Consider the following 24440-nt stretch of genomic DNA (forward strand, 5'->3'; position numbering starts at 1 on the left):
GTCAGTCGCACGCCGGTGCGAGCATTGCGCCCAGGGCCGACGCATCGGGCAAGGCATGTTGCAACATCAGGAGCGGCTCCACGCCAGGTTCGCCCTCGGTCCAGAACACGGCCCGGCACGCACGGGCTTCGGGAAACGCCGATTTCGCGCCGGGCGTCTGGCGCGGCGGCTCGCCCAGGCGCACCAGGGCGGGTTCGAGTTCCTCCAGCGCCAGGTCGCCCCACATCGCGCACACGGCCAGGTCGGCCAGCCGGTCGAACCAGTCCATGCCAGTCGTCGCCAGGTCGAGCAGGCAGGACGCCACGTGGTCGTGCGGCGCCGCCAGGGTCAACGGAAAATGGCGCCCGACCCGGTCAAGGCTCGGCACCAGCACGCCGGCCATGGCGGCTTGCCCGCACACCCCAGGGGCCAGCACGAAGCGCCACAGCGGCGCGTGCAGGTAGCGCCCGGGCCAGGCCGCGCCATGTCGCGCGCGGCCCGCGTGCATTCCCTGCTGCAGCCAGGTATCCCAGGCCGCGACGAAGTCCGGCGGCAGGCGGCGCTTTACGAAGTCGCCATGGCTGGCCAGCTTGCCGAACAGGCCCGGCGCGGCCGCGCCATTGCTCACAGCGAGGATGGGCAGGCGAAGCCCGTGACGTCGCGCCGGAATGGATTGATCACGCTGCCGGCGGTCAGCTCGTAGACGATCTTGCGGCCGTCCAGGCTCAGGCCGAGGCGATAGCGCTCGACCTGCAGCGGTTCGAGCACGCCGCGGTCGACGGCGCGCAGCCAGGCCCAGGGACCGTCGCTGCGCAATTCGGAGGACAAGCCCGGCGCCGACAGCCGCACCTGGCCATTGCCTTTGCCGCTGGGCAGCAGCAAGGGCGCCGCCTGGCCCGTCCCGGCGGTCACTTCCTGGCCGTCGATCTCGAGCGTCGCCCGCGCCAGGCCGGCGTCGACCGCGAGCGGGCGCAGCGAGAAGCGCAAGGTGGGCTGGCGCGCGCCGCCGGCAAAGAACATGTCGCGCAGGCGTCCCCCGCGCTGGAAGGCGTCGAGCGTGGACTGCGATGCGCCGGCCAGCGCACTTCCCGCCCGCCAGCGCCAGCGCGCCCCGCTCATGTCGACGAAGGCGGCCAGATGGCGCGTGAAGTAGTCATCCATCATGCCGCCGGGGGCGAAGAACTTGCCGAAATCGTCGGCGGTGGCGTCCCGCGCGCTGGCCCGGTCGAGCGGATAGCGCCCAGCGATGGCGTCGCGGCAGAACTGCGCCGGTCCGGCATTCCACAACGCGTTCAGGCGCGCGCGCTCGCCGCCCTGGGCCAGGCCGGCGCCGGCGTCGTGGATGCCCTTGAACATGGCCGGCAGCGGCGCCGACTGCCCTTCCCCGGCGCGCTTGAGGCGCACCAGGGCGTCCTGCGCCGGCGCCGGCGCGCCGCTGCGGCGCGCGCCCTCGGCGGCATCGAAGTAGAGCGCGGCGTCCCTGATCAGGGCCAGCATCTGCTCGAGCTGGGTCGGCGCCGGGCCCTTGACGAGCCGGTGCAGCGCCGCGAAGTGGCTGTCGACCGGGTGCTGTTGCGGCGACTGCGGCGGTGACTGCAGCGCCGGCTGGGCGCCGAACACCGCCTCCAGCTGGCGCCGCGCCCGGCCGAACCTGTCCTGCGCCAGCTTGCCGACGCCGGGCGGCAAGCCATCGGCCTTGACCGCGGCCAGCGCGGTCTCGCGCGCGGCGCCGGTCAGCAGCGCGCGCAAGGCCGAGTCGGCGCCACCCAAGGCATTGCTGACCCGCGCCGCGTCGTCGAGACTGGCCAGCGGCGCCAGCCGCAGGTCGCCCAGGAAAGCATCCCAGGCGCGAATGTAGTCGGCGAAGTACAGCTGCAGCACCGCCTCGCGCGCCGCCGCCACGCCCTCCGGGCCGTCATTGGCTTCGCGCCGCGCCAGCACCCAGTCGTCGCGCGCGATGTCGGCCACCGCCAGCCAGCTCAGTTGGGCGAAGCGGCGGTAGCCGGCCACGCTGTACAAGCCGCTCACGCCCCTTCCCAGCGGCTCGCCGCTGGCGCGCGCCAGCACGCCAGATGCGTCGCGCCCGAGCGCGCGGCTGACGCTGAACTCGGGCAGCGCCTCCTGCGCCACCTGGCGCTTCGCCACGCCATAGATGCGTTCGGACAGCGACATGCCGGCCAGCGCCTGGCGCGCCTGCGCCACCAGCGCCGCGTCCAGCTGCACCGGCTCGGGAGCGTCGCCCTGCTCCAGCAGCGCCCCCAGGTGCGCCGCCAGCTGCGCGCGCTCCGTCGCACCGGCCCCGGCCAGGCCGCGCTCCCACTCGGATTCGACCCAGGCCTGGACCGCGGCGGGGTCGAAGTGCTGGCGCTGGCCCAGCATCAGGTAGACCCGCAGGGTGTCGTACAGCAGGTCCTGGCCGGCGGCGTCGCCCCGGCGCAGCACGTTTTCCATGCGCGCCACGATGCGCGTCTCGAGGGTAGCGCGCAGCAGGCGCCGATAGGCGGCCTGCGCGCCGTCACCCAGCTTTTCGCCCTGGTACAGCCCCATGCGTTCGAGCAGCGCCACGTCGCGCTCGCGCTCGGCATACCCGGCGGGCAGCGCACGCGCCGCGTCCAGCAGCGGCAGCACGCCCAGCTCGTCGCCGTCGAGCGGCGCGACCGCGGCCTGGCGCGCCAGCGCGGCGACCGCCGCATCCGATTCCTCGACCAGGCGCGCGTTGCGCACGTAGCTGATGCTCAGGGCCGCGGCCAGGATCAGCGCCAGCGCCGCGCCGCCGGCCAGGACACCCCATTGCAGCAGGCGGCGCCGGCGCTCGGCGCGCGGGTTGAGGCCGGCCAGCCCCGCCTCGCGGAAGATCACGTCGCGCATCAGGCGCGTCAGGAAGTAGCTGCGCCCGCTCTCCGGCCTGGGCGGCAGCGCGCGGTCGCGCAGGCCGAACGACGCCGCCAGCGACGACATCACCCGGTCGATCGGGGTTCCTTCCTGCGTGCCGCTGGTGAAGTAGACGCCGCGCAGCAGCGCCGGCTGCTCGAAGCGGTTGGCCGAGAACACCGCCTGCAGGAAGTTGGCCAGCGCTTCTTCCAGCGCCGCGAACTGGCGCGGGAAGCCATGGATCAGGGCGCGCCGTCCCAGGTCGCGTTCCTGCTGCATGCGTTCCAGCATGCGCAGCTGCAGCTGGGTTTCCAGCGCCCGGAATTCTTCAGGGAAGGCCGCCAGGGCCCGGGCCGGCGCGCCGCTGTCGGCCAGCGAAAACGTCATGCCCCAGACCTGGGCCCGCTCCTCGCGCCCGAGCGGCTCGAAGAATTCGGTGAAGCCGGCCAGCAGGTCGCTCTTGGTCACGATGACGTACACCGGGAAGGCCAGCCCCAGGCGTTCCTGCAGTTCCTGGATGCGGGCGCGCACCGCGCGCGCCTGGGCTTCGCGCGCGGCGCGCGGCTGCAGCAGCAGGTCGGCCACGCTGACGGTCACGATGACGCCGTTGATCGGCCGCCGCGGACGGTACTTGCGCAGCAGGCCCAAAAAGCCGCTCCAGGCCGCGCGGTCGACCTCGAGCTGGCTGTCCTGGGTCGTGTAGCGTCCGGCGGTATCGAGCAGCACCGCCTCGTCGGTGAACCACCAGTCGCAGTGGCGCGTGCCGCCGATGCCGCCGATGGCGTCCGGGCCGAGGGTCTCGGCCAGCGGGAACTCCAGTCCGGAGCGGGTCAGCGCCGTGGTCTTGCCGCTGCCCGGCGCACCGACGAACACATACCAGGGCAGCTCGTACAGGTAGCGGCCGCGCATGCGCCAGCCAGGGTTCGCGGTACGCAGCACGGCCAGCGCGGCGCGCATGCGCTGGCCGAGCGCGGCCACGTCGGCCGCCGCCGGATCGGACTCGCTAACGGACGACGCTGCCGGCGCCGGGGGTGCGATGCCGTCCATCAGGGCGCGGTGACGGCGCCGCGCCAGCCACAGGCGTGCGGCGAACCAGGCCGCGGCCAGCATCGTCAAGAGCGCGATCAGCATCCAGCGCAGGTTGGAGCCGGCGTCAAACAGCGGCGCCCAGAACCAGATCAGGATGGCCAGCAGGGCCAGTGCAATCGAGGTGGGTATCCACGGCTTGCGCAGCCAGTGGGGGATGAAACGGTTCATGGATCTCTCAATTCAAGCCGGCCGGCTGGCGCGGTGAGGTGGATGCCGTCGGCGCCATCACGACGATGTCGACGCGGCGGTTGCGCGCGCGGTTGGCGGGGCCGTCGTTGGGCGCCACCGGTTCGGTGTCGGCGCGGCCTTCGCTGCTGAAGCGTTCCGCTCTCCCGGCGCGCGCCGCCAGCAAGGCCGCGACCGTGCGCGCACGCGCCTTCGACAAGTCGAAGTTGGACGGCAGCCGCGCCGACAGCGAGGGCCGGGTGTCGTCGGTATGGCCGATCACCACCACCCTGCCCGGCTGGGTGCGCAACACGTCGCCAATGCGCTCCAGCACCGGCAGCAGGCGCTTCGATACTTCATCGCTGCCGGAGGCGAAACCGCCGTCGCCGCGCAGGGTCAGCACGGCGCGCTCGGCATTGCCGCTCACCGCTACCAGCCCGGCGTCGATCTCTAGCGCCAGCGCGGTCGCCAGCGGCGTCGGTCCAGCCGCCGGCACGGGCGCGGCCACCACGCGCGCGGGCGGCGCCGCGCGCAGCGCCGCCATCCGGGCGTAGACCGGATCGGAAGCGCGGTTGAGCAGCGCGCCATAGGTGAGCTGGAGCAGCAGAAGGACCACGCCGGCGCACACCGCCATCACCCACGGCGGCCAGATCAGCATGCGCGGCTGCGCCCGTTCGTGTCCGCGCCAGTGCGGCGACAGGTCGTGCTCGCGCTGGCCGCGCTGCTGCCCGATCAGCGCCAGCAGGCGCTCGCGCAGCAGGGCAAGCTGCTCGTGGCCGCGCTCCAGCACCCGATAGCGCCCCTCCAGGCCCAGCGCCAGGCACAGGTACATCAGTTCCAGCACGTCCAGGTGGCGCCGCGGATCGGCGCTCAGGCGCTGCAGGACCAGGAAGAATTTCTCGCCTCCCCAGGCCTCGTTGTGGAACTCCACCAGCAGGCTGCGCCGGCCCCACACCCCGCCGCCCCAGGGCGTGCTCGAGATGGTCTCGTCGACCAGGGTGCACAGCGCATAGCGCGCGGCGGCGATGGTCTCGGCATCGATGCGGGCGTCGCGGGCATCGCTTTCGAAACGGCGCACGGCATCGGTCAACTGAGCGCGAAGCGATGCCAGGTCGGGCGCGGTGGCGAGCGTGCGCAGCGGCACCACGAGTTCCAGCAGCGCGGCAGCGGCGCGCGCCACTGGGTTCAGGCCGACGCCGGACGGCGCCGGTGGAAGCGGCCGGCTTGCCGGCGCGACGGGCGCGGAGGTGACAGTGGAAGCCGGTGCGGGTACGGCCGCCGGCTGCGGCGGCCGCCGGCCCGGCCGCGGGACCAGCAGGGTGCGGTCCGGGTCCTGCCCGGCGTCGTGGGATTCGTGTGGATTCATGTCAGGAAGCCTGATTGCGGATCGCCCAGAACTGCATCTGCAATCCCGGGAAGCTGCCTGCAATATGCATGGCAAAGCCGGCGGAATTGGACAACTGCTGCCAGTAGTCGCTGCCGCGGTCGAGTTCGAAATAGGTGTAACCGGCCAGATAGGGCAGCTGGCGCGGCGCCACCGGCAGCGGGCGCAGCGCGATGCCGGGCAGCTGCAGGTTGACCAGGTCGCGGATCGTCTCCACCGAGCCGATCTTGACCTGCGGCGGGAAGCTGCCCCGCACCGCCTCCGGCGCCAGCTGCGCCTGCACCGCGAGGACAAACGTGGCCGCGTGCAGCAGCGCGCGGTCGGGCAGCACCGCCACTCGGATGCCGAACTGGCGCTCTTCGAGCGGGATCGGCACCGCATGCGGATCCATCACCGCCGACAGCGAGCGGCGCAGGTCGAGCATCAAAGGCGCGAAGCTGGCGTCGAGCGCATCGTGGCGGTAGACCGGATACGGGCTTGGGCGCTTGTCGGCGCGGGTGAAGGTGGCCAGCTCGCCGGCCAGGCGCACCAGCTCGCGATACAGCGCTTCCGGATGCAGGCCGCTCATGCCGGCCAGGTGGGCCACCAGCGGCTGGCTCCGGTTGAGCAGCTGCAGCAGCAGGAAGTCGGCGATATCGGCGGCGCCGGCGCCGGCCGGCTGGGCCAGGCGCGCGGCCAGGGCCTCGCCGCGCTGGTGCAGCAGGCCGAGGAGCTCGTCGAGGAAGCCTTTCAAGGGCGGCGTCGCGCGCACGTCGAGCGCCGGCGGACAATAGGCCGGATCGAGCACGACCCGGTTGTCGGCGCGCCTTTCAATGACGCGCGCTACGCCCAGCGTGACCCAGGCGTCGGCCACCTCGCTCGCCAGCGCAAGCCGCAGGCGCAGCTTGCCGACCGTCACATGGGCGCTGCTGTCGAGTCCATTGCTGTCCCAGACTTCGACTTCGGCGCTGCGATGGCGGGCGAAGTTATCGAGCCCGTGGTCGTCGTCGACCTCGGGCACGCCGTGGCGCCGCACGGGCAGCGCCAGCACGATCGTGACGTCGCGCGCGTCGGGCGGGATGTCGATCGGCAGCGGCAATTCGTCGTCGCCCGGCGCGCCGACCGGGGTGCCGTCGGGCAGCACGCCGCTGAAGGCCACCAGGGCCAGCTTGCCCAGCGCCAGCGCCTGCTCGTCGATCTCGAGCCGCGACACGCCCCAGGCATAGGGCCGCAGCGCGCCGACCCGCGCCTCGAGCTGGGTCGCCAGGTAACGGTCATGCTGCTGGAGATGCTGGGGCTGCAGCAGCATCCCCTCGGACCACACTACTTTGCTTTGCCACGCCATGGGTTTCTCAGGAATCAGGATTTGGTGACGGTTGCCCGGCGCGCAGTCGTTCGACCTGCTGCGCATAGGCGCTCGAGAATTTTTCGCCGAACAGGCGCTGCAAGTCTTCGTCGGCGTCGCGCGCCAGCTCGCCGTACAGTTCGACCAGGCGGTCCCACATGCGCGCCTTGCGACCGGCCGGCAGCAGGCGGTCGAAGCGTCCCGGCTCGCTCAGGCGCTGCTCTATGCGCGCCGGGTCGAAGCGCTGCACCACGGCGCCGAGCGCCGCGCGCATGCCGGCGATCACGGCCAGTTCATGCGCCTTGAGGTCGTCGAAGGCGCCCTGCACAGCCGCCTGCGGCGCCAGGTAGCCGGGCATCCCGGCGCCCAGCATCTGACCCAGTGCGCTGCCGGCATCGGGAAAGAATTTCAATGGGTTGTTGGCGCGCGGGGCGATCATCGTCATGTCGATATGGCTCTCGCGCTTGGTCAGCGCACGCGCCACCAGCACGTCCATCGTGCCGGCGGCGAGGCCGCGCAGCAGTTCGCCGGCCAGCCGCGCCAGGTCTTCGGGCGCATGGCTGGTGCGCAGCTGCGGCAAGCCCAGGCCGTCGAGCAGCGCTTGCAGAACGGCGCTCTCGGCGGCCGGCGCCGGTGCGCGCGTCTCGGGCGGCGCGGGTGCCGGCGCAGGCGGCGCCGGTGGCGGCGGCGCTGGCGGCGCGGCCGGCCGCAGATCCGCCAAAGGATCGTAATCGTCCGGAATTGCGTGGACCACCGGCGGCGGCGCGAACGCATGCAGCTCGGGCGATACATGATCGTGCTGGGCGGCGGGAGTGAAGGACTGCGCGGGCAGGCCCAGGCCGAGCGGATCGTCGCCGGCCGTCGCGGCGGCGCCGTCCAGGATCCGCGCGCCGGCCAGGGCATCGGGCCCCTTGTCGATCTCCATCCGCGCAGGCCAGAGCGGCGCCGGTGCGGGCGCCATCATGGTGGCCTCGTCCACAACCGGCTGCGCGACCGGGGCCGAAGCGGGCCGCTCAAGAACCGCCCGCAGCACGTAGTCACCGATCACGATCCGGTCGCCATCGTCCAGCGCGGCCTCGGCGCCGGCGCCAAGCGGACGGTCGTTGACGATGCTGGGATTGCTGCCGGCGTCGGTCAGGACATAGCGGCCGTCGCGCAGGGTCACGCTGGCATGGCTGCGCGACACATACTTGTCCGGGTCGTCCAGCACCAGCCGGTTTCCCGCCGCCCGTCCCAGCATGCCGCCCTGGGCGTCGAACGCGGCCTCGAGCGGCTCGAGCGGCGGCTGGCCGCGATAACTCTGCACGCGCAATATGAGTGTCATGTGGTTTCCTCAGTTCTTTCCATCGTCGGCTTCGCGCGGCGCCGTCGGCGGCGCGCCCGGCGGCACGGTGGCGGCCAGCACTGCCGCGTTCACCGCGGTCGACGCGGACGGCATCGGCAGCGGCATCGTCGAGCCGACGATCACCGCCGGGCCGATGCTCAGGAACGCGGCGCCGGCCTTGAGCGTGATGTTGGCGCCGGCCTCGATCACGACGTTCATGCCGGCCTTGACGTGCACGGTCTGGCCGGCATGAAGCGCCGACTTCAGTCCGCCCTTCACCACCATGTCCAGGGCCGCCTCCTGCGCCACCGAGCCGCCGGCCTCCTCGCGGCGGTCGCCGCCGATCTTCAGGTGGCGGTCGCCCGCGACCTGTTCGAAACTGTCCTTGCCCACCTTGAGGTGGTGCTCGCCGCCGATCCAGGCCAGGGCGTCGCGGCGCACGCGCTGCTCGAGGTCGCGCTCGGCGTGCAGGTAGAACTGCTCGGCGCCCTTCTTGTCCTCGAAGCGCAGCTCGTTGTGGCCGCCGCCCCCGGGCGATGCATTGCTCCTGATGGTCGAGCGGGTCGCCTGCGCCGGCAGCGGATACGGCGGCATATTGTCGGCGTTGTAGACGCTGCCGGTGACCAGCGGCCGGTCCGGATCGCCCTCGAGGAAGCTGACGACGACTTCCTGGCCGATGCGCGGCACGAACATGGCGCCCCAGCGCTTGCCGGCCCAGCCCTGGGCCACGCGCACCCAGCACGAGCTGGTCTCGTCATCGCGCCCGAGCCGGTCCCAGTGGAACTGCACCTTGATGCGGCCGTACTTGTCGGTCCAGGTCTCCTCGCCGGCCTTGCCGACCACGATCGCCGTCTGCGGCCCCTGCACCACCGGCCTCGGCGTGACGGGGCGGGGACGAAAATCCTGCTGCGCCGGCATCGCCTCGAAGCGGCATTCCAGCACCGGTTCCGGCTCGGCCCCGCGCACCGGCTCGTACGTGTCGGACGCCAGGACATACTCCGCCGCGCACAGCAGGAAACGGGCGTTCTGGTCGGCGCGCGGGTGTTCGCCGAGCGTGAACAGGGCGCCCGGATACAGCCCACGCGCGCGGGTCGCGCCCTGGACCCGCTGGTGACCGGCATGGCGCGCCTCGATGCGGCGCCGGGCGTAGCCCTCGCCGGCGGCGCGGCTGGTGTAGTTGCCGGGGTAGTCGAACAGCTCGTGCCGTGACTGGCCGTGGCGCCGCGCCACGGCCGACTTGACCAGCAGGCTGGCCGCGGGCTGCTCGAAGTCGAAATCCTGCAGCGCCTGGGCGCCCGGCTCGACCTGGGCGCCGACGCTCCACTCGTGCACCACCTCGCTGTCGCGGATGGCGCGCTCCTCGGTCGGGACGTAGCGCAGCGTGGCATAGCCCGGCGCCGCCGCGTGGGCGGCGAAGGAGTCGGCCAGCACCATCACGTGGCGCCCCGCCTCGCTCCGGAAGAAGTAATAGATGCCTTCTCGCTCGAGCAGGCGGCTGACGAAATCGAAGTCGCTCTCGCGGTACTGCACGCAATAAGGATAAGGGGCGTAGCCGCCACCCAGGTTCGCCGTATCGAAGTCGGCGATGGCGTACTTGGCGAATACCGCCTTGACGATGTCGACGACATTCTGTTCCTGGAACACGCGGCAATCCGACGCCAGCGTGAGGAACCACAGCCAGGGCCGCACGGTGACGCGGTAGGTGGCGTAGCGTCCGCGGCGCGCGCTGACGACGAAGCGCGTGATGAAACCGTGGAAATGGCGCTCGCCGCCGCGCGGCAGGTCGACCGTGACCGCGATCGGCGTGGCCAGCAGCTCGTCGGCCTTCAGGTCGGCGCGCTCGCTGTAGAGCTCGAGCTCGTACTCGCTCGGCGCCGACAGCGCCTCGCTGCCGCGCATGCGGCGCAACAGCAGCACGTCGGCGCCGAGCGTGCAGGCGACCGAGATCTCGCGGTTGGTCTGGATGGTGGACATGACGGCTTTCCTGGTTTGCTGACGCGACGGCGGGTGGACCGCAAGGACTTACGCGCGGCCACGCGGTTTGGACGCGACTGGTTGGTAAGAGCGGCAAGGGAAGACGCGACGCCGGCGGGCGTCGCGTAACGCGGAATTTTTTTCAGAAAACCTAGCGAGCCTATTCCATATACCGCACGCGGATTTCATCGCCCATCTTTGCCGACTGAGTGGGACCGCAGAGAGATCGCCACTCCTTCATTAGCTTGTGATAATCGCCCTCCGCTCCCTCACCGGGCTTGTAGGACTTTACTTCGCCGGTCAGCAATCTTTCCACAGACCGCGATATCGCTTCAAACCGCGCTGCCTCCGCGCAACTTACAACAAGGAACGACAATGCCATCTTTTGATTTTGAGTCAAGACGATGTTACTGCCGTATGGTGCAGCTATTTCGCTCAATTTTGACAAATTCATCATTACATTTGTCACCTCGAAATTATGTGGACTTACCTTAATGTTTTCTGAGATAGTCCCAAGATCTTTATGCATCCCTCCAATGGAAAATTTTGAAACAATCGTTCCTTTCGGCTCGTGACCTCGCAAATATATCCATTGATTTGACAGGTCTTTTATTGCAATGATATACAGGGATTTTCTCTCCATTAGCGCATGCACTATAGCGTCATCAGGCAGACATATATCGAGCTGCAATACTCCGATGCGGGGACTTTCAATCCCGGAACCGACATTCAATTCCTCTCGCAGCTTTCGAATTGATTTTTTGTATTCCCTGCCGTACAAATTAATAACAACTGTTCTCATGATATTTCTCTTTCAGGTCGTAACCATAGGCAAATTCATCATCTATTACTACAACCCTAGCCAGGGTCGCCGCCCGGTGCTCTATTAGGCGTCGTGGAATTTCGCCGGTAATTGCAGGCAGCAGCGTATTGGTCAAGATGGCACGATCATCCTGCCGCCGCTTTCCAGCTCGGTGCAAGGGCTGCCGATCAGGTCGGCCACGGCATCGTTGTAGCTGAACGGCGCCTTGTGCGCGCGCGGATGCGACAGCGATTCGACCGCCTCGGCCTGCAGGCGCGGCATCCTGCATACCCTGGCGCCGATCGGAGCCTGTGCGTTGCCGGCAATGCGCCGATAGGGGCGGCCATCTCCGGATGGGCATCGTCTTCATCGAACCACGCCTCCATCTGTTTCGAGACCAGATATCCAGCCCGCATTCCCTGCTTGTCGAGCGCGCCGGCAAGGCCGCCCCGGCACATGGTGACCCGCCTGTCCTCGCCCCTGAATTCAAGGTTCGTATTCGGCATCATCGTCCTCCATCTCCATGACTGTTGACGTTCCGGCCTCAGCCATAACGCGCTCCGGGACGCAGTTGCTGGACGTCCCTGATGTGAAACTTGCCGTCGTGCTCTTCGACGTACTGCGTCCAGAATGTCCACGCGCCCCCCTGACGCCAGCCGATGACGGTGGCACGGGCGCGAGATCCCCGCCACTTTCGCCTGGCCTCGTAGGCCTCCTTTGGCAGCACGCCATGCTCGCTGCCCGGATAGTCGATTGCTGCCTGGTGGATTGCGTCTCGCGCCATCAAGGTGCGGTCGTCGTGCAGGTAGCGCAGGTTGTAGTGGCTGAAATAGGCGCCGCCGTTCGGCTGCGGCGCGCATACCACGGTGCAGCCGGTCAGTTCCGGGGTCAGCATGATGTCCGCGCCCCATCCCACCAGGGCGCAGCGCACGGCCGCGCGGGGCGCGTTGCCGCTCCACACGGCGTCGAACGTACCGAGCAGCTCGGCCCCGTAGGGATAGTTGCCATTGGTGGCGATGCGTATCTGGAACTCGCCGGCATCGGTCTTGTCCAGGTCCATGCCGAACAACACCCGGCGCCGGCGCGCGTGCGACGCCCCTATCCGCAACAGGACGAACTTGTGGGTGCCGCCCGCGCCTTCGGGATAGACGCCGCAATATCGCACATGGTTGCTGCGCATGAAACGGGGCGGGTTACGCAAAAATCGCCGTATGTCGTCCATAGCTGTTCTCGTTCTTGCGTGCGGGCCACCACGGCTGGCACGGCATGGAGACTTACGCCGGACGAGGCGATCCGGACGCACTTCAAGCCTTGTGTCGTCATCCAGGCCAGGGACTCAGCAAGACTCATCGACGCCGGCCCCGCAGGCCGTATCGGCGCTATCCGCGGTATCGGCGCCATCGAAGTCGTACACGAATTCGCCCTCGTCCACCGACACCCACACGCGGCTGGCGGGCCGCGCCGCCAGCATGCGCCGCAGGAATTCGCCGCTGACGGCCGGCAGCAGCGTATTGGTCAGGATGGCATCGATCATCCTGCCGCCGCTTTCCAGCTCGGTGCAACGGCTGCCGATCAGGTCGACCACGGCATCGCTGAAGCTGAACGGCACCTTGTGCTGGTCCCATACCCGCCGCGCGATCCGGTCCAGCTGCAGGCGGATGATCGCGCCCAGCATCGCGTCGCTCAGCGGGTAATACGGCACCGTGACCAGGCGCCCCAGCAGCGCCGGCGGAAACACCTCCATCAGCGGCGCGCGCAGCGCCGCCGCGATCGTGTCCGCCGCCGGCAGGTCGTCGCGGTCGCGGCACATGCGGCTGATCAGCTCGGTGCCGACGTTGGTGGTGAGCAGGATCAGGGTATTGCAGAAGTCGATCACGCGCCCCTCGCCGTCTTCCATCCAGCCCTTGTCGAACACCTGGAAGAACAGCTCGTGCACGTCCGGATGGGCCTTCTCGACCTCGTCCAGCAGCACCACGCTGTAGGGCCGGCGCCGCACCGCCTCGGTCAGCACCCCGCCCTCGCCATAGCCGACGTAGCCGGGCGGCGCGCCCTTGAGCGCCGACACCGTATGCGCCTCCTGGTACTCGCTCATATTGATCGTGATGAGATTCTGCTCGCCGCCATACAGCGTCTCGGCCAGCGCCAGCGCGGTCTCGGTCTTGCCGACGCCCGAGGTCCCGGCCAGCAGGAACACGCCGACCGGCTTGCCCGGATTGTCCAGGCCCGCCCACGAGGTCTGGACCCGGCGCGCGATCATGTCCAGCGCGTGGCGCTGGCCGATGATGCGGCGGCCGAGCGCGTCGGCCAGCGCCAGCACGCCCTCGACCTCGTTCTTCATCATGCGGCCCACCGGGATCCCGGTCCAGTCCTGGACCACCGCCGCCACCGCCTGGCCGTCGACTGCCGGCAGCAGCAGCGGCGTCTCGCCCTGGCAGGCGGCCAGCTCGTCCTGCAGCGCGCGCAAGGCGTCGAGGCGCCGCGCACGCAAGTCGCCGGCGTCGGCAGCCGCTTCCTGGCCCGGCTCGATCCCGCCGCGCAGTTGCGCGCGCAGTTCCAGCATGCGCCCGACCAGCTCCTTCTCGGCCTCCCAGCGCAGCGCCAGCGCCCGTTCGCGCGCCTGCTGCCGCCCCAGCTCGCGCGTGGCCTGTTCTTCCCGCTCTTCGGCGTCGATGCCGATCGCATGTTCGCGTTCGATGATCTCGAGCTCCGTTTCAAGGGCCGCGATGCGGCGCCGGCAATCGTCGACCTCGGCCGGCACCGCGTGCAGGCTGATCGCCACCCGCGCGCAGGCCGTATCGAGCACGCTGACCGCCTTGTCCGGCAGCTGGCGCGCCGGGATGTAGCGGTGCGACAGGCGCACCGCCGCCGCCAGCGCCTCGTCCAGGATCTGCACGCCGTGGTAGCGTTCCAGGCTGGCGACGATCCCACGCATCATCAGGAGCGCGCGCGCTTCGTCGGGCTGGCCCACCTCGACCGCCTGGAAACGCCGGCCGAGGGCCGGATCCTTCTCGATATGGCGCTTGTACTCGGCGAACGTGGTCGCCCCGACCGTGCGCAAGGCGCCGCGCGCCAGCGCCGGCTTGAGCAGGTTGGCGGCGTCGCCGGTGCCGGCCGCGCCGCCGGCGCCGACCAGGGTATGGGTCTCGTCGATGAACAGGATCACCGGCTGGGCGCTGGCCTGCACCTCGTCGATCACTGCGCGCAGGCGCTGCTCGAACTCGCCCTTCATGCTGGCGCCGGCCTGCAGGAGGCCCAGGTCGAGCGCCAGCAGGCGCACCTGGGCCAGCGCCGGCGGCACGTCGCCGCGCGCGATGCGCTGGGCCAGGCCCTCGACCACGGCGGTCTTGCCGACGCCGGCCTCGCCGACCAGGATCGGATTGTTCTGGCGGCGCCGCATCAGGATGTCGACCACCTGACGGATCTCGACGTCGCGCCCCACCACCGGATCCAGCCCGCCGGCGCGGGCCTGGGCGGTCAGGTCGGTGGCGAAGCGGGCCAGGGCCTCGCCCTTGCCCGCTGCGGATGGCGCCAGCGCCGCGGCGTCGGCGCCCGGCTCGCCGCCACCGCCGGCATCCGCGTCCACCTCCGGCGAATCCTCGAGCAGCAGGGAGAAATGCTCGAGCAGGTCGTCGACCCGGATCTTGCCGAACTGCGCCGACAGGCCCAGCAGCGCATTGCGCAGGCCTGCCGTCTTGAGCAGGCCCACCAGCAGGTGGCCCGATCGCACGCGGACCTGGCCGAACATCAGCGTCGCATAGACCCAGGCCCGCTCGACGCTTTCCTCCAGCTGATGCGACAGGTCGGTGATCGACGCGGCGCCGCGCGGCAGGCGGTCGAGCGCCGCGGTCAGGTCGCGCGCCAGCACGGTCGGGTCGACCTCGTAGGCGCGCAGGATGCGCTGCAGGTCCGAATCCGGCGCCAGCAGCAGCTGGTGCAGCCAGTGCGCCAGCTCGACGTAGGGGTTGCCGCGCAGCTTGCACAGCACGGTGCCGCTGTCGACGGCGTGGTAGCACAGGGCGTTCAGTTTCCCGAACAGGGCGGTGCGGCTGATGTCAGCCATGGGAATCTCCTTTGGTGGAAGGCCGGCCAGGCGCCAGCCGCAGCTGGCGGTCGTCGCAACGCGGTGCGCGCGAACTGACCCAGGTGGTCCAGCCGAGTCGTGAATCGGCGCCCAGGCGCAGCCCGGGCAGCGTGTCTTTGGTGACGATGAGGTTGAGCTCCCAGTCCAGCGCCGGGCCGGCGTACAGGCGCACCCAGTCGGCCAGGCGGCGCATGCCCGGGGTGCCGGGCAGCAGCGCCCGCGCCCGTTCGATGCCGAGCGGGCCGACCAGCAGCCGGAAGCGGTGCTGCGCGCTCCAGACCCGCTTGCCCAGCACCGTGCCCATGCCGAGCCGCTCGGCAGCTGGACCGCCGCGCAGGCGCGCCAGGTCGCCCGCCGGCAGGCGCATCCAGCTGCCGGCGAACTGCTCCACCTCGACCGGTGCGCCGAGGTAGTCGCCCAGGATGGCGGCCAGTCCGGCGGCGCTGCGCTGGTGCGGCCCGAGCCGGCCTGCATAGTGCAGCTTGGCCAGGTCGGGCACCGCGTCGCGCCCGCGCAGCGAAGGCATGCCGAGGCCGACCAGGGCCGCCACGTAGCCGGCGAAGGGATCGGCGCCCGGACGGTCGAAGCCGAGCGCCGGCTGGGCGCTGGACCAGGCGCGGTACAGCAAGGCGATCATGCGGTGCTGCAGCAGGTCGAGGAAGCGCGCCGGCGTCGGATCGTCATGGTGGCGCTGGCGCTCGCGCACGTACTCGGTCAGGTGCACCGGCATCGGCCCGTTGGCGCCCAGCAAACCGAAGAAATTCACCAGCAGGCGCGGCGCGGCGCCATCCTCTGCGTCCCCGGGCCCCGCACGCTCGAGCGCGGCCAGCATGTGCGGTTCGAAGGCCAGCGACGGCTGCTGGCCGAAGCGCAGCGCTTCTTCCTGCGGCCGTCGGGCCTGGCCGATGCGGGGCAGTCCGGGCCAGGCGCATTCGGCCAGACGCAGCGCGGCGTAGAAGTCGAACGAGCCCGGCGCCTCCTCCAGGCTGCCCAGCAGCGCTACAGGGTCGCGCATCGTCCCACGCGCGCCGGCCAGGCCATCACCAGGCCCCTGCCTTCTGTCAGGACCTGGGTCTCGGTGAAGCTGTTCAGGCTCACGTACTTGGCAAGGAACTGTTCCAGCACCATGCCCAGCACGAAGACGCCGCTGCCGGCGAAGGCCGCGTCGTCGAAGCCGAGCCGCACCTGCAGGCCGCGGCCGAAGCTGGCCGGGCCGGGCAGCGGCAGGCGGCGCACGACCGCCTCGGCCCGCACCGAGCGCAGGCCGTCGATCTGGCGCTGCGCCGCCAGGTCGACGCGCGCGCAGTACAGGCGCAGCAGCTCGCGCAGCGCGGCGGCGCCCTCGTCGCCGGGCCCGTCCAGCAGCGACAGGTAATTCAGCGACAGGTGGCTGACCAGGCGCCAGCCGGTCTCGCCCTGGGCATGCGACGGCGCCGGCAAGCTTGGTCCGGCCACGCAGCGCACCGCGCGCACCGGCGCGCCAGCGCCGAGCGTGAAATCGGTCTTGCCGGCGCCCAGCGCCATGCCCAGCACCAGGTCGCGATTGGTGCACAGCGTGTCGACCCCGAGCTGGCGCAGCCCGCCGTCCCAGGGCGCGGCCGCGGCGTCGACCAGCGTCAGGAACAGTTCGCTGCCGACGTAGCCGGAACGGGCGCCGTCGCGCCGCTGGCGCTCGGACAGCAGGCGCGCGTCGCGCCGCAACTGATAATAGGCCGGCGCCGCCGGCGCGCCCGTCCCCAGGTCGTTGGCGCGGTAGAAGGGAGCGAAGCTGCGCACCGCGTCGGCGCCGCTGCCATAGCCCTCGACGCCCCGCACCTCGAATATCTCGAAGTCCAGCGGCCGGGTACGGTCCGGCACGATATGGTGCTCGGCCTGGCGCTCGGACAGGTGGATACGATCGGCGCGCTTGGGGAACAGGTTGATCGCGGGCGTGCAGTACAGGCCGAAGCTGGCGGCATCGACCGCGTTTTCCAGCGCCGGCTCGAAGCGCGAGAACAGGACCACGACCTCGACCTCGCTCCCGGCGCAGCGCCGCAGGGCCGGACCCAGGCCGCCCAGCTCGACGAACATGAAGCGCTGCGGCAGCGCGAAGTATTCGCGCAGCAGGCGGTAGCCCTCGAACGAGCGCGGTCCGTTCGGAAGCAGGGCCTCGTGTTCGGCGCTGCCCAGCGCGCGCAGGGCGGCGGCCGGCAGGAAGCTGTGCGCCTGCTGCTGGCCGGCGCCGGCCGGGCGCACCAGGATGCCGGCCGCGCGCGCCAGCAGCTCCTCGAGCAGGCGCGCCGGCAGGCCTTCGCCGCCGCGCAGGAACAGCGGCAGCGCATCGAGCGCCAGTTCGGCGAACGACAGCCCGGCGCCGCAGCGCAGGCGCAGGCGCAGCGCCGCCTTCACCGGACCCAGGCGCGCGAGGTCGATGCCGTCGAATTGCGGGCCGCAGGCCGTGTAGCGGGCCTGCGCCAGCTCCACCGGCCACAGTGTTACCTCGTGGGCGGTGCGGAACTCGCAGGCGGTCTGGTCGCCCTTGCCCAGCATGCCGTGCAGCGCGCTGCCGCGCGCCACCGTGTAGCCCTGGGCCAGGCTGCCCTCGTCCATGTCGGGCTGCAGCTGCACCACCGCCATCGCCGGCGTCGGCGCCAGGTATTGCGGATAGACCAGCTCCAGCAGGTGGTTGGTAAACCGGGGAAACTCGGCGTCGACCTTGAGCTGGACCCGCGCCGCCAGGAAGGCGACGCCTTCGAGCAGGCGCTCGACGTAGGGGTCGGCGCAGGACTCGGTTTCCAGTCCCAGGCGGCCGGCGATCTTGGGATAGTCGCGCGCGAATTCGCCGCCCAGCTCGCGCAGGTGGCGCAGCTCGGCTTCGTAGCGGCGCAGCAGCTCCGGATTCATCGGGGCGCCTCGGCATCCATGTCGAACAGGCGCACCGCGCCGATCTCGAGATCGAGTTCGGTCCTGACGTACAGCCGTTCCGGCAGCGGGTGGCCCCACAGCTCGCCGTGGATCTCGAAGGCCAGGTGGTTTGGCCCGGACAGCGCCGGCGCGGATGCGGCCGGCGCCACCTGCAGGCTGTCGCGCAGGATGCGCGGCTCGAAATCCCAGATCGCCTGGCGGATGGCGCGCGCCACCGCGCCGCGGTCCAGGCCGGATGCGGTCTTGCCGGCCAGGTCGGGCAGGCCGAAGTTCAGCACCGAGCGCGCCGCCAGCGGGACGCCCTCGAACGGCGCCAGGGCCGCCAGGCCGGTGGTATTGAGCAGCCAGCCCAGGTCGCGCAAGACCGCCCTGCGCAGGCCGCGCAACGACAGCAGGCGACCCTCGCGCGACTCGTGCGTCGCACCGCGCTCGTCGTCGCTCAGTCGGTCCAGCAGCGCCGGCTGCAGGCGGTCGCGGCTCAGCAGCTCGGCCATGCCCTGCTCCGCCGTGCGCGCCGGACCGCCCCGGTTTTAGTACGTGGCATTTTTTTCCAGGTCCCACTTCTTCGGCGTGCCGGTGATGACCTTGTCGCCGGTGAACGAGTCGTACTGGTAGCTGATCCTGGTGAAGTTGATCGAGAACGTCTCGCTCGGGCGCTCGCCGCCGCTGTTGACCGAGTACGAGCTGATGATCGCTTCTTCCAGATCCATCTTCAGGAACACCTGCTCCTTCTTGTCGGCGCCGCCGGTCTGGATGAAGTGGATTTCGGCCTTGCCCAGGCTCATGCCGCACACGGCCTGCATGAACAGGTCGGCCGAGGCGATGTCGGTCGCCTTGCTCAGCGAGATCTCCGAAAACGAGGGGTTGCTGGTGTCGCGGTCGGCGCCGCCGCCGCTGCTCGATATGGCGCGGCCGACGCCCAGCTGTATCGAATCGATGGTGATCCAGCCGTCGTGCCCGGATACGGTGGAGGTGCCCTTGATGGTCTTGGCAAATTTCAGAAGAATCATGGTGTGCTTTCAGTGGTTTGACGATGAACGGGGCCGCCTACTTTTTCGCGGAAGGCAGTTTCGACACCAGGCGCAGCGAGACGGTCAGCCCCTCGAGCTGGTAGTGCGGGCGCAGGAAGAACTTGGCGCCGTAGTAGCCGGGGTTGCCCTCGACTTCCTCGACGACGACCTCGGCGCCGGCCAGCGGCTTCCTGGCCTTGTCGGCCTCGGTCGCGGTGGCCGGGTTGTGCTCGACGTAGCGGCCGATCCAGTTGTTGAGCCAGATCTCCATGTCGGTGCGCTCCTTGAACGAGCCGATCTTGTCGCGCACGATGCACTTGAGGTAGTGGGCGAAGCGGCAGGTCGCGAACAGGTAAGGCAGGCGCGCGCCGAGGTTGGCGTTGGCGGTGGCGTCCGGATCGTCGTACTCGGCCGGCTTGTGCAGCGACTGCGCGCCGATGAAGGCGGCGATGTCGCTGTTTTTCTTGTGCACCAGCGGCATGAAACCGTTCTTGGCCAGTTCGGCCTCGCGCCGGTCGCTGATCGCGATCTCGGTCGGGCAGGTCATGTCGACGCCGCCGTCGTCGGTCGGGAAGGTATACACGGGCAGGCCTTCGACCACGCCGCCCGATTCGATGCCGCGGATCTGCGAGCACCATCCATAGCGCTTGAACGAGCGGTTGATATTGACCGCCATTGCATAGGCCGCATTGGCCCAGGTGAAGTCGAGGGCTCCGGGCCTGCCGGTCGTCTCCTCGAAATCGAATTCCTCGACCGGGTTGGTGCCGGCGCCATACGGCGCGCGCGCCAGGAAGCGCGGCATGGCCAGCCCGACGTAGCGCGCATCCTCCGATTCGCGGAACGAGCGCCAGGCGGCGTGTTCCGGCGTCTGGAACAGCTTGGTCAGGTCGCGCGGGTTGGCCAGTTCCTGCCAGGAATCCATCAGCATCACGCTGGGATCGGCGGCGCTGATCAGCGGCGCGTGGGCGGCGGCGGCCACCTGCGCCATCTGCGCCAGCAGCTCGACATCGGGACCGCTGTTGTTGAAGTAGTAGTCGGCCACGAAGGCGCCATACGGCTCGCCGCCGAACTGGCCGTACTCCTCTTCGTACAGCTTTTTGAAGATCGGACTCTGGTCCCAGGCCACGCCCTTGAACTTGCGCAGCGTCTTGTGCAGCTCATTCTTCGAGATGTTCATGACGCGGATCTTGAGCGATTCGTCGGTCTCGGTATTGCTGACCAGGTAGTGCAGGCCGCGCCAGGCGCTTTCCACCGCCTGGAACTGCTTGTCGTGCAGGATGTGGTTGATCTGCTCGGTCAGCTTGCGGTCGATCGCGGCGATCAGGCCCTCGATCGTGGCCAGCACGTCGCCGCCGACCAGCGAAGCCTCCTGCAAGGCCTGCTGGGCCAGGGTGCGCACGGCGTTTTCGACCGCGTCGCGCGCCTTGTCGGTGCGCGGCTTGAATTCCTGCTGCAGCAGGGCCGCGAAATCGCTCGCCGCCAGCGTGCCCTCGAGGGCGGGTGCATTCAGTTCCTGGGTTGCCGTTGACATTGCTTATCCTTGCTGCGGTTGATCGGCGCCGGGCGCCTGTGCCTCGGGGTCGGCTGGCTTCGGCTCGGCCGCCAGCGATGCCATCAGGGCTGGGTTGCCCATCAGCTTCGCCATCAATTCTTCGGCGCCGGTCTTGCCGTCCATATAGGTCAGCAAGTTGGAGAGCTGGCTGCGCGCCTCGAGCAGCGTTCGCAGCGAGTCGACCTTGCTCGCGATCGCGCCGGGCGTGAAGTCGTCCAGGCTCTCGAAGGTCAGCTCGATCGCCATATTGCCTTCGCCGGTGAGCGTGTTGGGCACCGTCGCCACCACGCGCGGCTTCATCGATTTCAGCCGCTCGTCGAAGTTGTCGACGTCGATCTCGAGGAATTTGCGCTCGGCCACCGGCGCCAGCGGCTCGGCCGGCGTTCCTGACAGGTCCGAGAACACGCCCATGACGAACGGCAGCTGCACCGTCTTCTCGGCGCCGTAGGCCTCTACGTCATAATCGATCTGCACGCGCGGCGCGCGGTTGCGCCCGATGAACTTCTGACTGCTTTCTTTAGCCACGATAAGACTCCATTCAAGTGAGGGGCGTGCCCTTCGCGGGACATGCCCCGGCGGCGCGTCTGCGCCTGGGTGATCGGTCAGCCGCTCCTGGCGCAAGCGGCCCCGCTGTTTCATGAATCGCTCCGGATGCCGCTGATCTGCGCCAGCTGGTTCAAGCCATCGGGAGCAAGCTCCTCCATCAATTCGGTGAAATTCATCTCGACCAACCCCCTGGCCCGCTGCAGCAGCAGCGGCACGGGGCTGGACGGTTCCGCGCGCGCATACCAGGCGCATATGCGCTCCAGCAGCCGCACCACGTCGGCGCGGCCCGTGATGTCCCCATCGGCACGCACGGCGGCCGGCACGGCGACATGCGCGGCATCCTGAGGCGCGGCTTGCGGCGGCATCGCCGCCGATGCGGCCAGGTGCGGACGCACCTGGCTCGCCGCGCGCTGCAATAGCCCGGCTAGCGGCGTGAGATCGATGCCCATGCCGGCGCCCAGGCGCCGTGCCAGCGTCGCCTCGATCTCCGCCACGCTGGCGCCTGCCGCATCCAGGGCGGCGCAGGTGGCGGCGAGGTCGTCCTGCGGCGCCGCCGCGAACGCGGCCAGGATCGTTGCCGGGGCCACCACGGCCGTGTCGCCGGCTTCGCCCTGTTCGCCGGCCTCGATCTCGCGCAGGCCGAATGCGCCGATGGCGCGCACCTCGACCAGCGGCATGTCGCGCAGCTGGCGCAGCAAGCCGCCCGCCTCCACCAACGCCGCCAATGTGTTCAGGCGAAAGGTCGGATCGTTGTCGTCGTCGGCGTCGAGCTGCGGATGCAGCTGCTCCCATTGCGTGGACAGCAGCGCCGCCAGCAGCGACAGTCCCGCGGCGAGTCCTGGCGCGCCTTCCTGCCCGAGCAGCGCGCGCGTCAGGCCGACGGCCACGCGCAGGTCGCGCGTACGCCCCATCAACTCGAGCGCCAGCGCGCGCACCGTTTTCCAGTCCGGGCCCGTGGCCGGCGTGATCGTGCTGCCGTACTGGACTTCGGGCTTGCCGTTCAGCGCCGCTTCGAACGCCAGGAATTGCGGGTCGTATTCCAGGTTCTCGCCGCACGGCAGCAGCTCGTCGAGTGGCGCGGCAAGGTCCGAGAGAAAGGTCGATTGCAGGTCGTTCATGGCGCTTCCATTGATTGGAGCGAGGCGGGTGCTGTCATCACGCTCCCGCGCTCGTCGTTCAGGAAGACTTACGCAGGGCCGGATCGACTGGACGCGTGCGCCGCGATATTTTTTGCTTCGTCGCGCGCGCCGGTCGCCTCGAAGCGCGCCAGCAGTACCGTGACGTTGTCGCGGCTGGCGTGGCGCCGGCTCAAGTCGAGCAGGCCGGCGCAGGCCGCGCCCGGATCGTCTTCGCGACGCAGCAGCGCCGCGATCTCTGCATGCGGCACCCAGCCATGCAGGCCATCGCTGCACAGCAGCAGCAGGTCGCCGGCGCGCACCTCGTGGTAATCGAAGTCGGGCGCGACGACGGGCGCCGGCCCGATGGCCTGCAGCAGCAGGTTACGTGGCGGCAGCTCGCCGGGCGCGCCCGATTCCAGCGCCAGCTGGTAGGCGGTCTGGTCGCGCGTCAGCTGGACCAGCGCGCCATCCCGATAGCGGTACAAGCGGCTGTCGCCGACGTGGAACGAGAGCACGGCGCCCAGCGCCGGCAGGAACTGCAGGCCGGTCAGGGTGCTGCCCATGCCGTCGCCGTCGGCATGGCCGCGCGCGCGGTTTTCTTCGTACAGCAGCGCATTGGCGCGATCGACCGCGCGCCGCAGGCGCACGGTGCCGTTCCAGCGCAGGTCGAGGTCGGTGGCGTCGGGGTCGCCCTCCTCTCCCATCTTCTGCAACCGCGCGTGGCCGTCGGCAAGGCTGGCGGCCAGCGCCGCCAGCGCGCCGCTGCTGGCGACCTCGCCCGACATGTGGCCGCCCATGCCGTCGGCCACGGCGACCAGGCCGAGGGCATCGTCGACCACGAAGCGGTCTTCGTTACGCGTGCGCACCTCGCCGGCCTCGCTCATGCCGCAGGCCTGCATCGCCAGCCGCGCGTTCACCAGAACCTGACGCATGGGCCGCTCAGGACATAGGGGCCGGTGGGCTGCGGCGCCGCAGGGTCTTCCTCGAAGCTCAGCGCCAGCCGGGATATGCCGGCAAACACCTCCTCGGCCGGCGCGCCGAGCGGAATCGGCGCGTTCGCTCCGACGACGACGTTCGTGATCGGCACCGGCGCGCCATGCGCGGGCAGCGCCCACAGGCGCGCCACCCGCCCCGTAGGGATCGCGAGCGGCGCCAGCAGCCTGATGGTCATCGTCTCGCCGTGCCGGTGCGAGCCCACGGTCAGCCGGCTCTTGCCGCCCTCGTCCTGCAGGATGCCGACATAGCTGGCGGGCAGCGCCGCCGACATATGGTGCATGCCGAACAGGTGCGCGTTGTGCGAGACGAAGGCGGTGGCCACCGCCGCGCCGAGGGCGAAGCCGACCACCGGCCTGAACCACTTGCGCAGCCGGTCCAGGATCTGCGGCGCCGGCTGCGCATCGCCTTCGCGCTGGATGCGCCCCGAGATCCGCGTCCACAGCGCCGGCGGCGGCGCCACCGCGGGGATGCTGCCGTACAGCGGCGCCAGGCGGTTGTTCCAGTCGGCCACCGCGCGCTGGACCGCGATCGACTGGGCCTGCAGGCGTGTGAAACGGCGCCGTGCGCCCGCGCCCATCGTCCCCAGCACATAGGCGCCGGCCAGCCTGTCCAGCAATTCGGGCCGTTCGTAGTTCACGACGCCCTCCCGGTCTCGGGCTGCTGGTGCGCTTCGATGCATTTCCTGAGCCGCTCGAGGCCGCGCCGCACCCAGGCCTTGGCCGTCCCCAGCGGCACCCGCAGGTGCTCGGCCAGTTCGGAATGCGACAGGCCGTCGTAGAAGGCGAGCGCCAGCGACTGGCGCTGCGGCGCGTCCAGCTGCGCCACGCAGCGCTTCAGGACCATCGCCTCGGTGGCGGCGCTGAACAGCTCGTGCGGGTCGGCGTGCTCGGCGATCGCGTCCACCTGCCCTTCCGCGCCCGCATCGACAGCATCGATGGACTGCGCGGTGCTCTCCGTCTCGCGCTTGAACTTGCGCAGGTGGTCGAGCGCCTTGTTGCGCACCACGCTGATCAGCCAGGTCATCGGAGCCGACAGCGTGGCCGCATAGGTTCCCGCCTGCTGCCAGACGTTGATATAGGCTTCCTGAAGGATGTCCTCGGCGGTGGACGCGGTGCGCAGGTAGCGCAGCGCGACACCGTACAGGTGGGCGCTGGTCAGGTCGTAGAGTTCCTTGAATGCCTGCTGGTCGCGCAGCGCGACGCGTGCGAGCAAGTTGACCAGGCGCTGGTTTTCCGGTGTGTGGTTGAGCATGTGCGTGCTTGGATAAAGGATCGGTTGGCGATTGCGTCTAGCTACGCCGGAATCGCGCACCTGGATGCAT

20 protein-coding genes are annotated in these 24440 nt (G+C 70.0%); all 20 read right to left on the reverse strand.

All coding sequences use genetic code 11. The annotated features are described in order from the left end of the window. Position 1: 1 nt before the first annotated feature. On the reverse strand, positions 2 to 607 hold the full coding sequence (gene tagF / locus J3U95_RS16700; protein ID WP_208279804.1) for a type VI secretion system-associated protein TagF: 606 nt from the start codon (positions 605 to 607) through the stop codon (positions 2 to 4). After that, a complete protein-coding gene (tssM, locus tag J3U95_RS16705; RefSeq protein ID WP_208279805.1) occupies positions 604 to 4107 on the reverse strand; it encodes a type VI secretion system membrane subunit TssM in 3504 nt (1167 codons plus the stop codon). The genes tagF and tssM overlap by 4 nt, the downstream gene beginning before the upstream one ends. 7 nt (positions 4108 to 4114) lie before the next feature. Then, positions 4115 to 5470, reverse strand: coding sequence for a type IVB secretion system protein IcmH/DotU (gene icmH, locus J3U95_RS16710; protein WP_208279806.1), 1356 nt, complete (start codon positions 5468 to 5470; stop codon positions 4115 to 4117). A 1-nt stretch (position 5471) separates the two neighbouring features. Beyond that, positions 5472 to 6812, reverse strand: coding sequence for a type VI secretion system baseplate subunit TssK (gene tssK / locus J3U95_RS16715; RefSeq protein WP_208279807.1), 1341 nt, complete (start codon positions 6810 to 6812; stop codon positions 5472 to 5474). Between the two features lie 7 nt (positions 6813 to 6819). Next, positions 6820 to 8136, reverse strand: a complete 1317-nt coding sequence (gene tagH / locus J3U95_RS16720) for a type VI secretion system-associated FHA domain protein TagH (RefSeq protein WP_208279808.1) — start codon at positions 8134 to 8136, stop codon at positions 6820 to 6822. Between the two features lie 9 nt (positions 8137 to 8145). Next, a complete protein-coding gene (locus J3U95_RS16725; RefSeq protein WP_208279809.1) occupies positions 8146 to 10110 on the reverse strand; it encodes a type VI secretion system Vgr family protein in 1965 nt (654 codons plus the stop codon). A 160-nt stretch (positions 10111 to 10270) separates the two neighbouring features. Further along, complete coding sequence (locus tag J3U95_RS16730) at positions 10271 to 10912, reverse strand: ribosome-inactivating family protein (RefSeq protein WP_208279810.1); 642 nt, start codon at positions 10910 to 10912, stop codon at positions 10271 to 10273. A 132-nt stretch (positions 10913 to 11044) separates the two neighbouring features. Next, on the reverse strand, positions 11045 to 11194 hold the full coding sequence (locus J3U95_RS16735; protein WP_208279811.1) for a hypothetical protein: 150 nt from the start codon (positions 11192 to 11194) through the stop codon (positions 11045 to 11047). Positions 11195 to 11456: 262 nt separating this feature from the next. Further along, the gene (locus tag J3U95_RS16740) at positions 11457 to 12092 is read right to left on the reverse strand and encodes a hypothetical protein (protein WP_208279812.1); all 636 of its coding nucleotides are present in this window, start codon (positions 12090 to 12092) and stop codon (positions 11457 to 11459) included. A gap of 156 nt (positions 12093 to 12248) precedes the next feature. Further along, the gene (gene tssH, locus J3U95_RS16745; protein ID WP_208279813.1) at positions 12249 to 14972 is read right to left on the reverse strand and encodes a type VI secretion system ATPase TssH; all 2724 of its coding nucleotides are present in this window, start codon (positions 14970 to 14972) and stop codon (positions 12249 to 12251) included. Continuing rightward, the gene (gene tssG / locus J3U95_RS16750; RefSeq protein ID WP_208279814.1) at positions 14965 to 16008 is read right to left on the reverse strand and encodes a type VI secretion system baseplate subunit TssG; all 1044 of its coding nucleotides are present in this window, start codon (positions 16006 to 16008) and stop codon (positions 14965 to 14967) included. The genes tssH and tssG overlap by 8 nt, the downstream gene beginning before the upstream one ends. Further along, on the reverse strand, positions 15993 to 17876 hold the full coding sequence (gene tssF / locus J3U95_RS16755) for a type VI secretion system baseplate subunit TssF (protein ID WP_208279815.1): 1884 nt from the start codon (positions 17874 to 17876) through the stop codon (positions 15993 to 15995). Before tssF ends, tssG begins: the two co-directional genes overlap by 16 nt. Next, positions 17873 to 18391 (reverse strand): type VI secretion system baseplate subunit TssE, encoded by a 519-nt coding sequence (gene tssE / locus J3U95_RS16760; RefSeq protein WP_208279816.1) that lies wholly within the window; start codon positions 18389 to 18391, stop codon positions 17873 to 17875. Before tssE ends, tssF begins: the two co-directional genes overlap by 4 nt. A gap of 36 nt (positions 18392 to 18427) precedes the next feature. Continuing rightward, positions 18428 to 18907 carry an Hcp family type VI secretion system effector gene (locus tag J3U95_RS16765; RefSeq protein WP_208279817.1) on the reverse strand — a complete coding sequence of 160 codons (480 nt, stop codon included), beginning with the start codon at positions 18905 to 18907 and terminating at the stop codon, positions 18428 to 18430. 37 nt (positions 18908 to 18944) lie between these two features. After that, complete coding sequence (gene tssC, locus J3U95_RS16770) at positions 18945 to 20438, reverse strand: type VI secretion system contractile sheath large subunit (protein WP_208279818.1); 1494 nt, start codon at positions 20436 to 20438, stop codon at positions 18945 to 18947. A 3-nt stretch (positions 20439 to 20441) separates the two neighbouring features. Further along, positions 20442 to 20984 (reverse strand): type VI secretion system contractile sheath small subunit, encoded by a 543-nt coding sequence (gene tssB, locus J3U95_RS16775; RefSeq protein WP_370662079.1) that lies wholly within the window; start codon positions 20982 to 20984, stop codon positions 20442 to 20444. Positions 20985 to 21094: 110 nt separating this feature from the next. Next, positions 21095 to 22123, reverse strand: a complete 1029-nt coding sequence (gene tssA, locus J3U95_RS16780; protein ID WP_208279820.1) for a type VI secretion system protein TssA — start codon at positions 22121 to 22123, stop codon at positions 21095 to 21097. A gap of 68 nt (positions 22124 to 22191) precedes the next feature. After that, positions 22192 to 23055, reverse strand: coding sequence for a PP2C family protein-serine/threonine phosphatase (locus J3U95_RS16785; protein WP_208279821.1), 864 nt, complete (start codon positions 23053 to 23055; stop codon positions 22192 to 22194). Next, positions 23037 to 23756 carry an anti-sigma factor gene (locus J3U95_RS16790; RefSeq protein ID WP_208279822.1) on the reverse strand — a complete coding sequence of 240 codons (720 nt, stop codon included), beginning with the start codon at positions 23754 to 23756 and terminating at the stop codon, positions 23037 to 23039. The genes J3U95_RS16785 and J3U95_RS16790 overlap by 19 nt, the downstream gene beginning before the upstream one ends. After that, positions 23753 to 24370: a sigma-70 family RNA polymerase sigma factor gene (locus tag J3U95_RS16795; protein ID WP_208279823.1), complete on the reverse strand. Its 618-nt coding sequence runs from the start codon at positions 24368 to 24370 to the stop codon at positions 23753 to 23755. The genes J3U95_RS16790 and J3U95_RS16795 overlap by 4 nt, the downstream gene beginning before the upstream one ends. Positions 24371 to 24440 lie beyond the last annotated feature (70 nt).

This window comes from Massilia oculi (genome assembly GCF_017582745.1).
In the GTDB taxonomy this organism is placed as follows: domain Bacteria; phylum Pseudomonadota; class Gammaproteobacteria; order Burkholderiales; family Burkholderiaceae_D; genus Telluria; species Telluria oculi_A.

Coding starts and splice junctions, on each gene's coding strand:
- tssK (WP_208279807.1), bottom strand. CDS start 6,812: ATGGCGTGGCAAAGCAAAGTAGTGTGGTCCGAGGGGATGCTGCTGCAG.
- J3U95_RS16725 (WP_208279809.1), bottom strand. CDS start 10,110: ATGTCCACCATCCAGACCAACCGCGAGATCTCGGTCGCCTGCACGCTC.
- J3U95_RS16730 (WP_208279810.1), bottom strand. CDS start 10,912: ATGAGAACAGTTGTTATTAATTTGTACGGCAGGGAATACAAAAAATCA.
- tssM (WP_208279805.1), bottom strand. CDS start 4,107: ATGAACCGTTTCATCCCCCACTGGCTGCGCAAGCCGTGGATACCCACC.
- icmH (WP_208279806.1), bottom strand. CDS start 5,470: ATGAATCCACACGAATCCCACGACGCCGGGCAGGACCCGGACCGCACC.
- tssH (WP_208279813.1), bottom strand. CDS start 14,972: ATGGCTGACATCAGCCGCACCGCCCTGTTCGGGAAACTGAACGCCCTG.
- tssC (WP_208279818.1), bottom strand. CDS start 20,438: ATGTCAACGGCAACCCAGGAACTGAATGCACCCGCCCTCGAGGGCACG.
- tagH (WP_208279808.1), bottom strand. CDS start 8,136: ATGACACTCATATTGCGCGTGCAGAGTTATCGCGGCCAGCCGCCGCTC.
- J3U95_RS16735 (WP_208279811.1), bottom strand. CDS start 11,194: ATGCCGCGCCTGCAGGCCGAGGCGGTCGAATCGCTGTCGCATCCGCGC.
- J3U95_RS16740 (WP_208279812.1), bottom strand. CDS start 12,092: ATGCGCAGCAACCATGTGCGATATTGCGGCGTCTATCCCGAAGGCGCG.
- tssE (WP_208279816.1), bottom strand. CDS start 18,391: ATGGCCGAGCTGCTGAGCCGCGACCGCCTGCAGCCGGCGCTGCTGGAC.
- tssG (WP_208279814.1), bottom strand. CDS start 16,008: ATGCGCGACCCTGTAGCGCTGCTGGGCAGCCTGGAGGAGGCGCCGGGC.
- tssA (WP_208279820.1), bottom strand. CDS start 22,123: ATGAACGACCTGCAATCGACCTTTCTCTCGGACCTTGCCGCGCCACTC.
- tssF (WP_208279815.1), bottom strand. CDS start 17,876: ATGAATCCGGAGCTGCTGCGCCGCTACGAAGCCGAGCTGCGCCACCTG.
- J3U95_RS16765 (WP_208279817.1), bottom strand. CDS start 18,907: ATGATTCTTCTGAAATTTGCCAAGACCATCAAGGGCACCTCCACCGTA.
- J3U95_RS16795 (WP_208279823.1), bottom strand. CDS start 24,370: ATGCTCAACCACACACCGGAAAACCAGCGCCTGGTCAACTTGCTCGCA.
- J3U95_RS16785 (WP_208279821.1), bottom strand. CDS start 23,055: ATGCGTCAGGTTCTGGTGAACGCGCGGCTGGCGATGCAGGCCTGCGGC.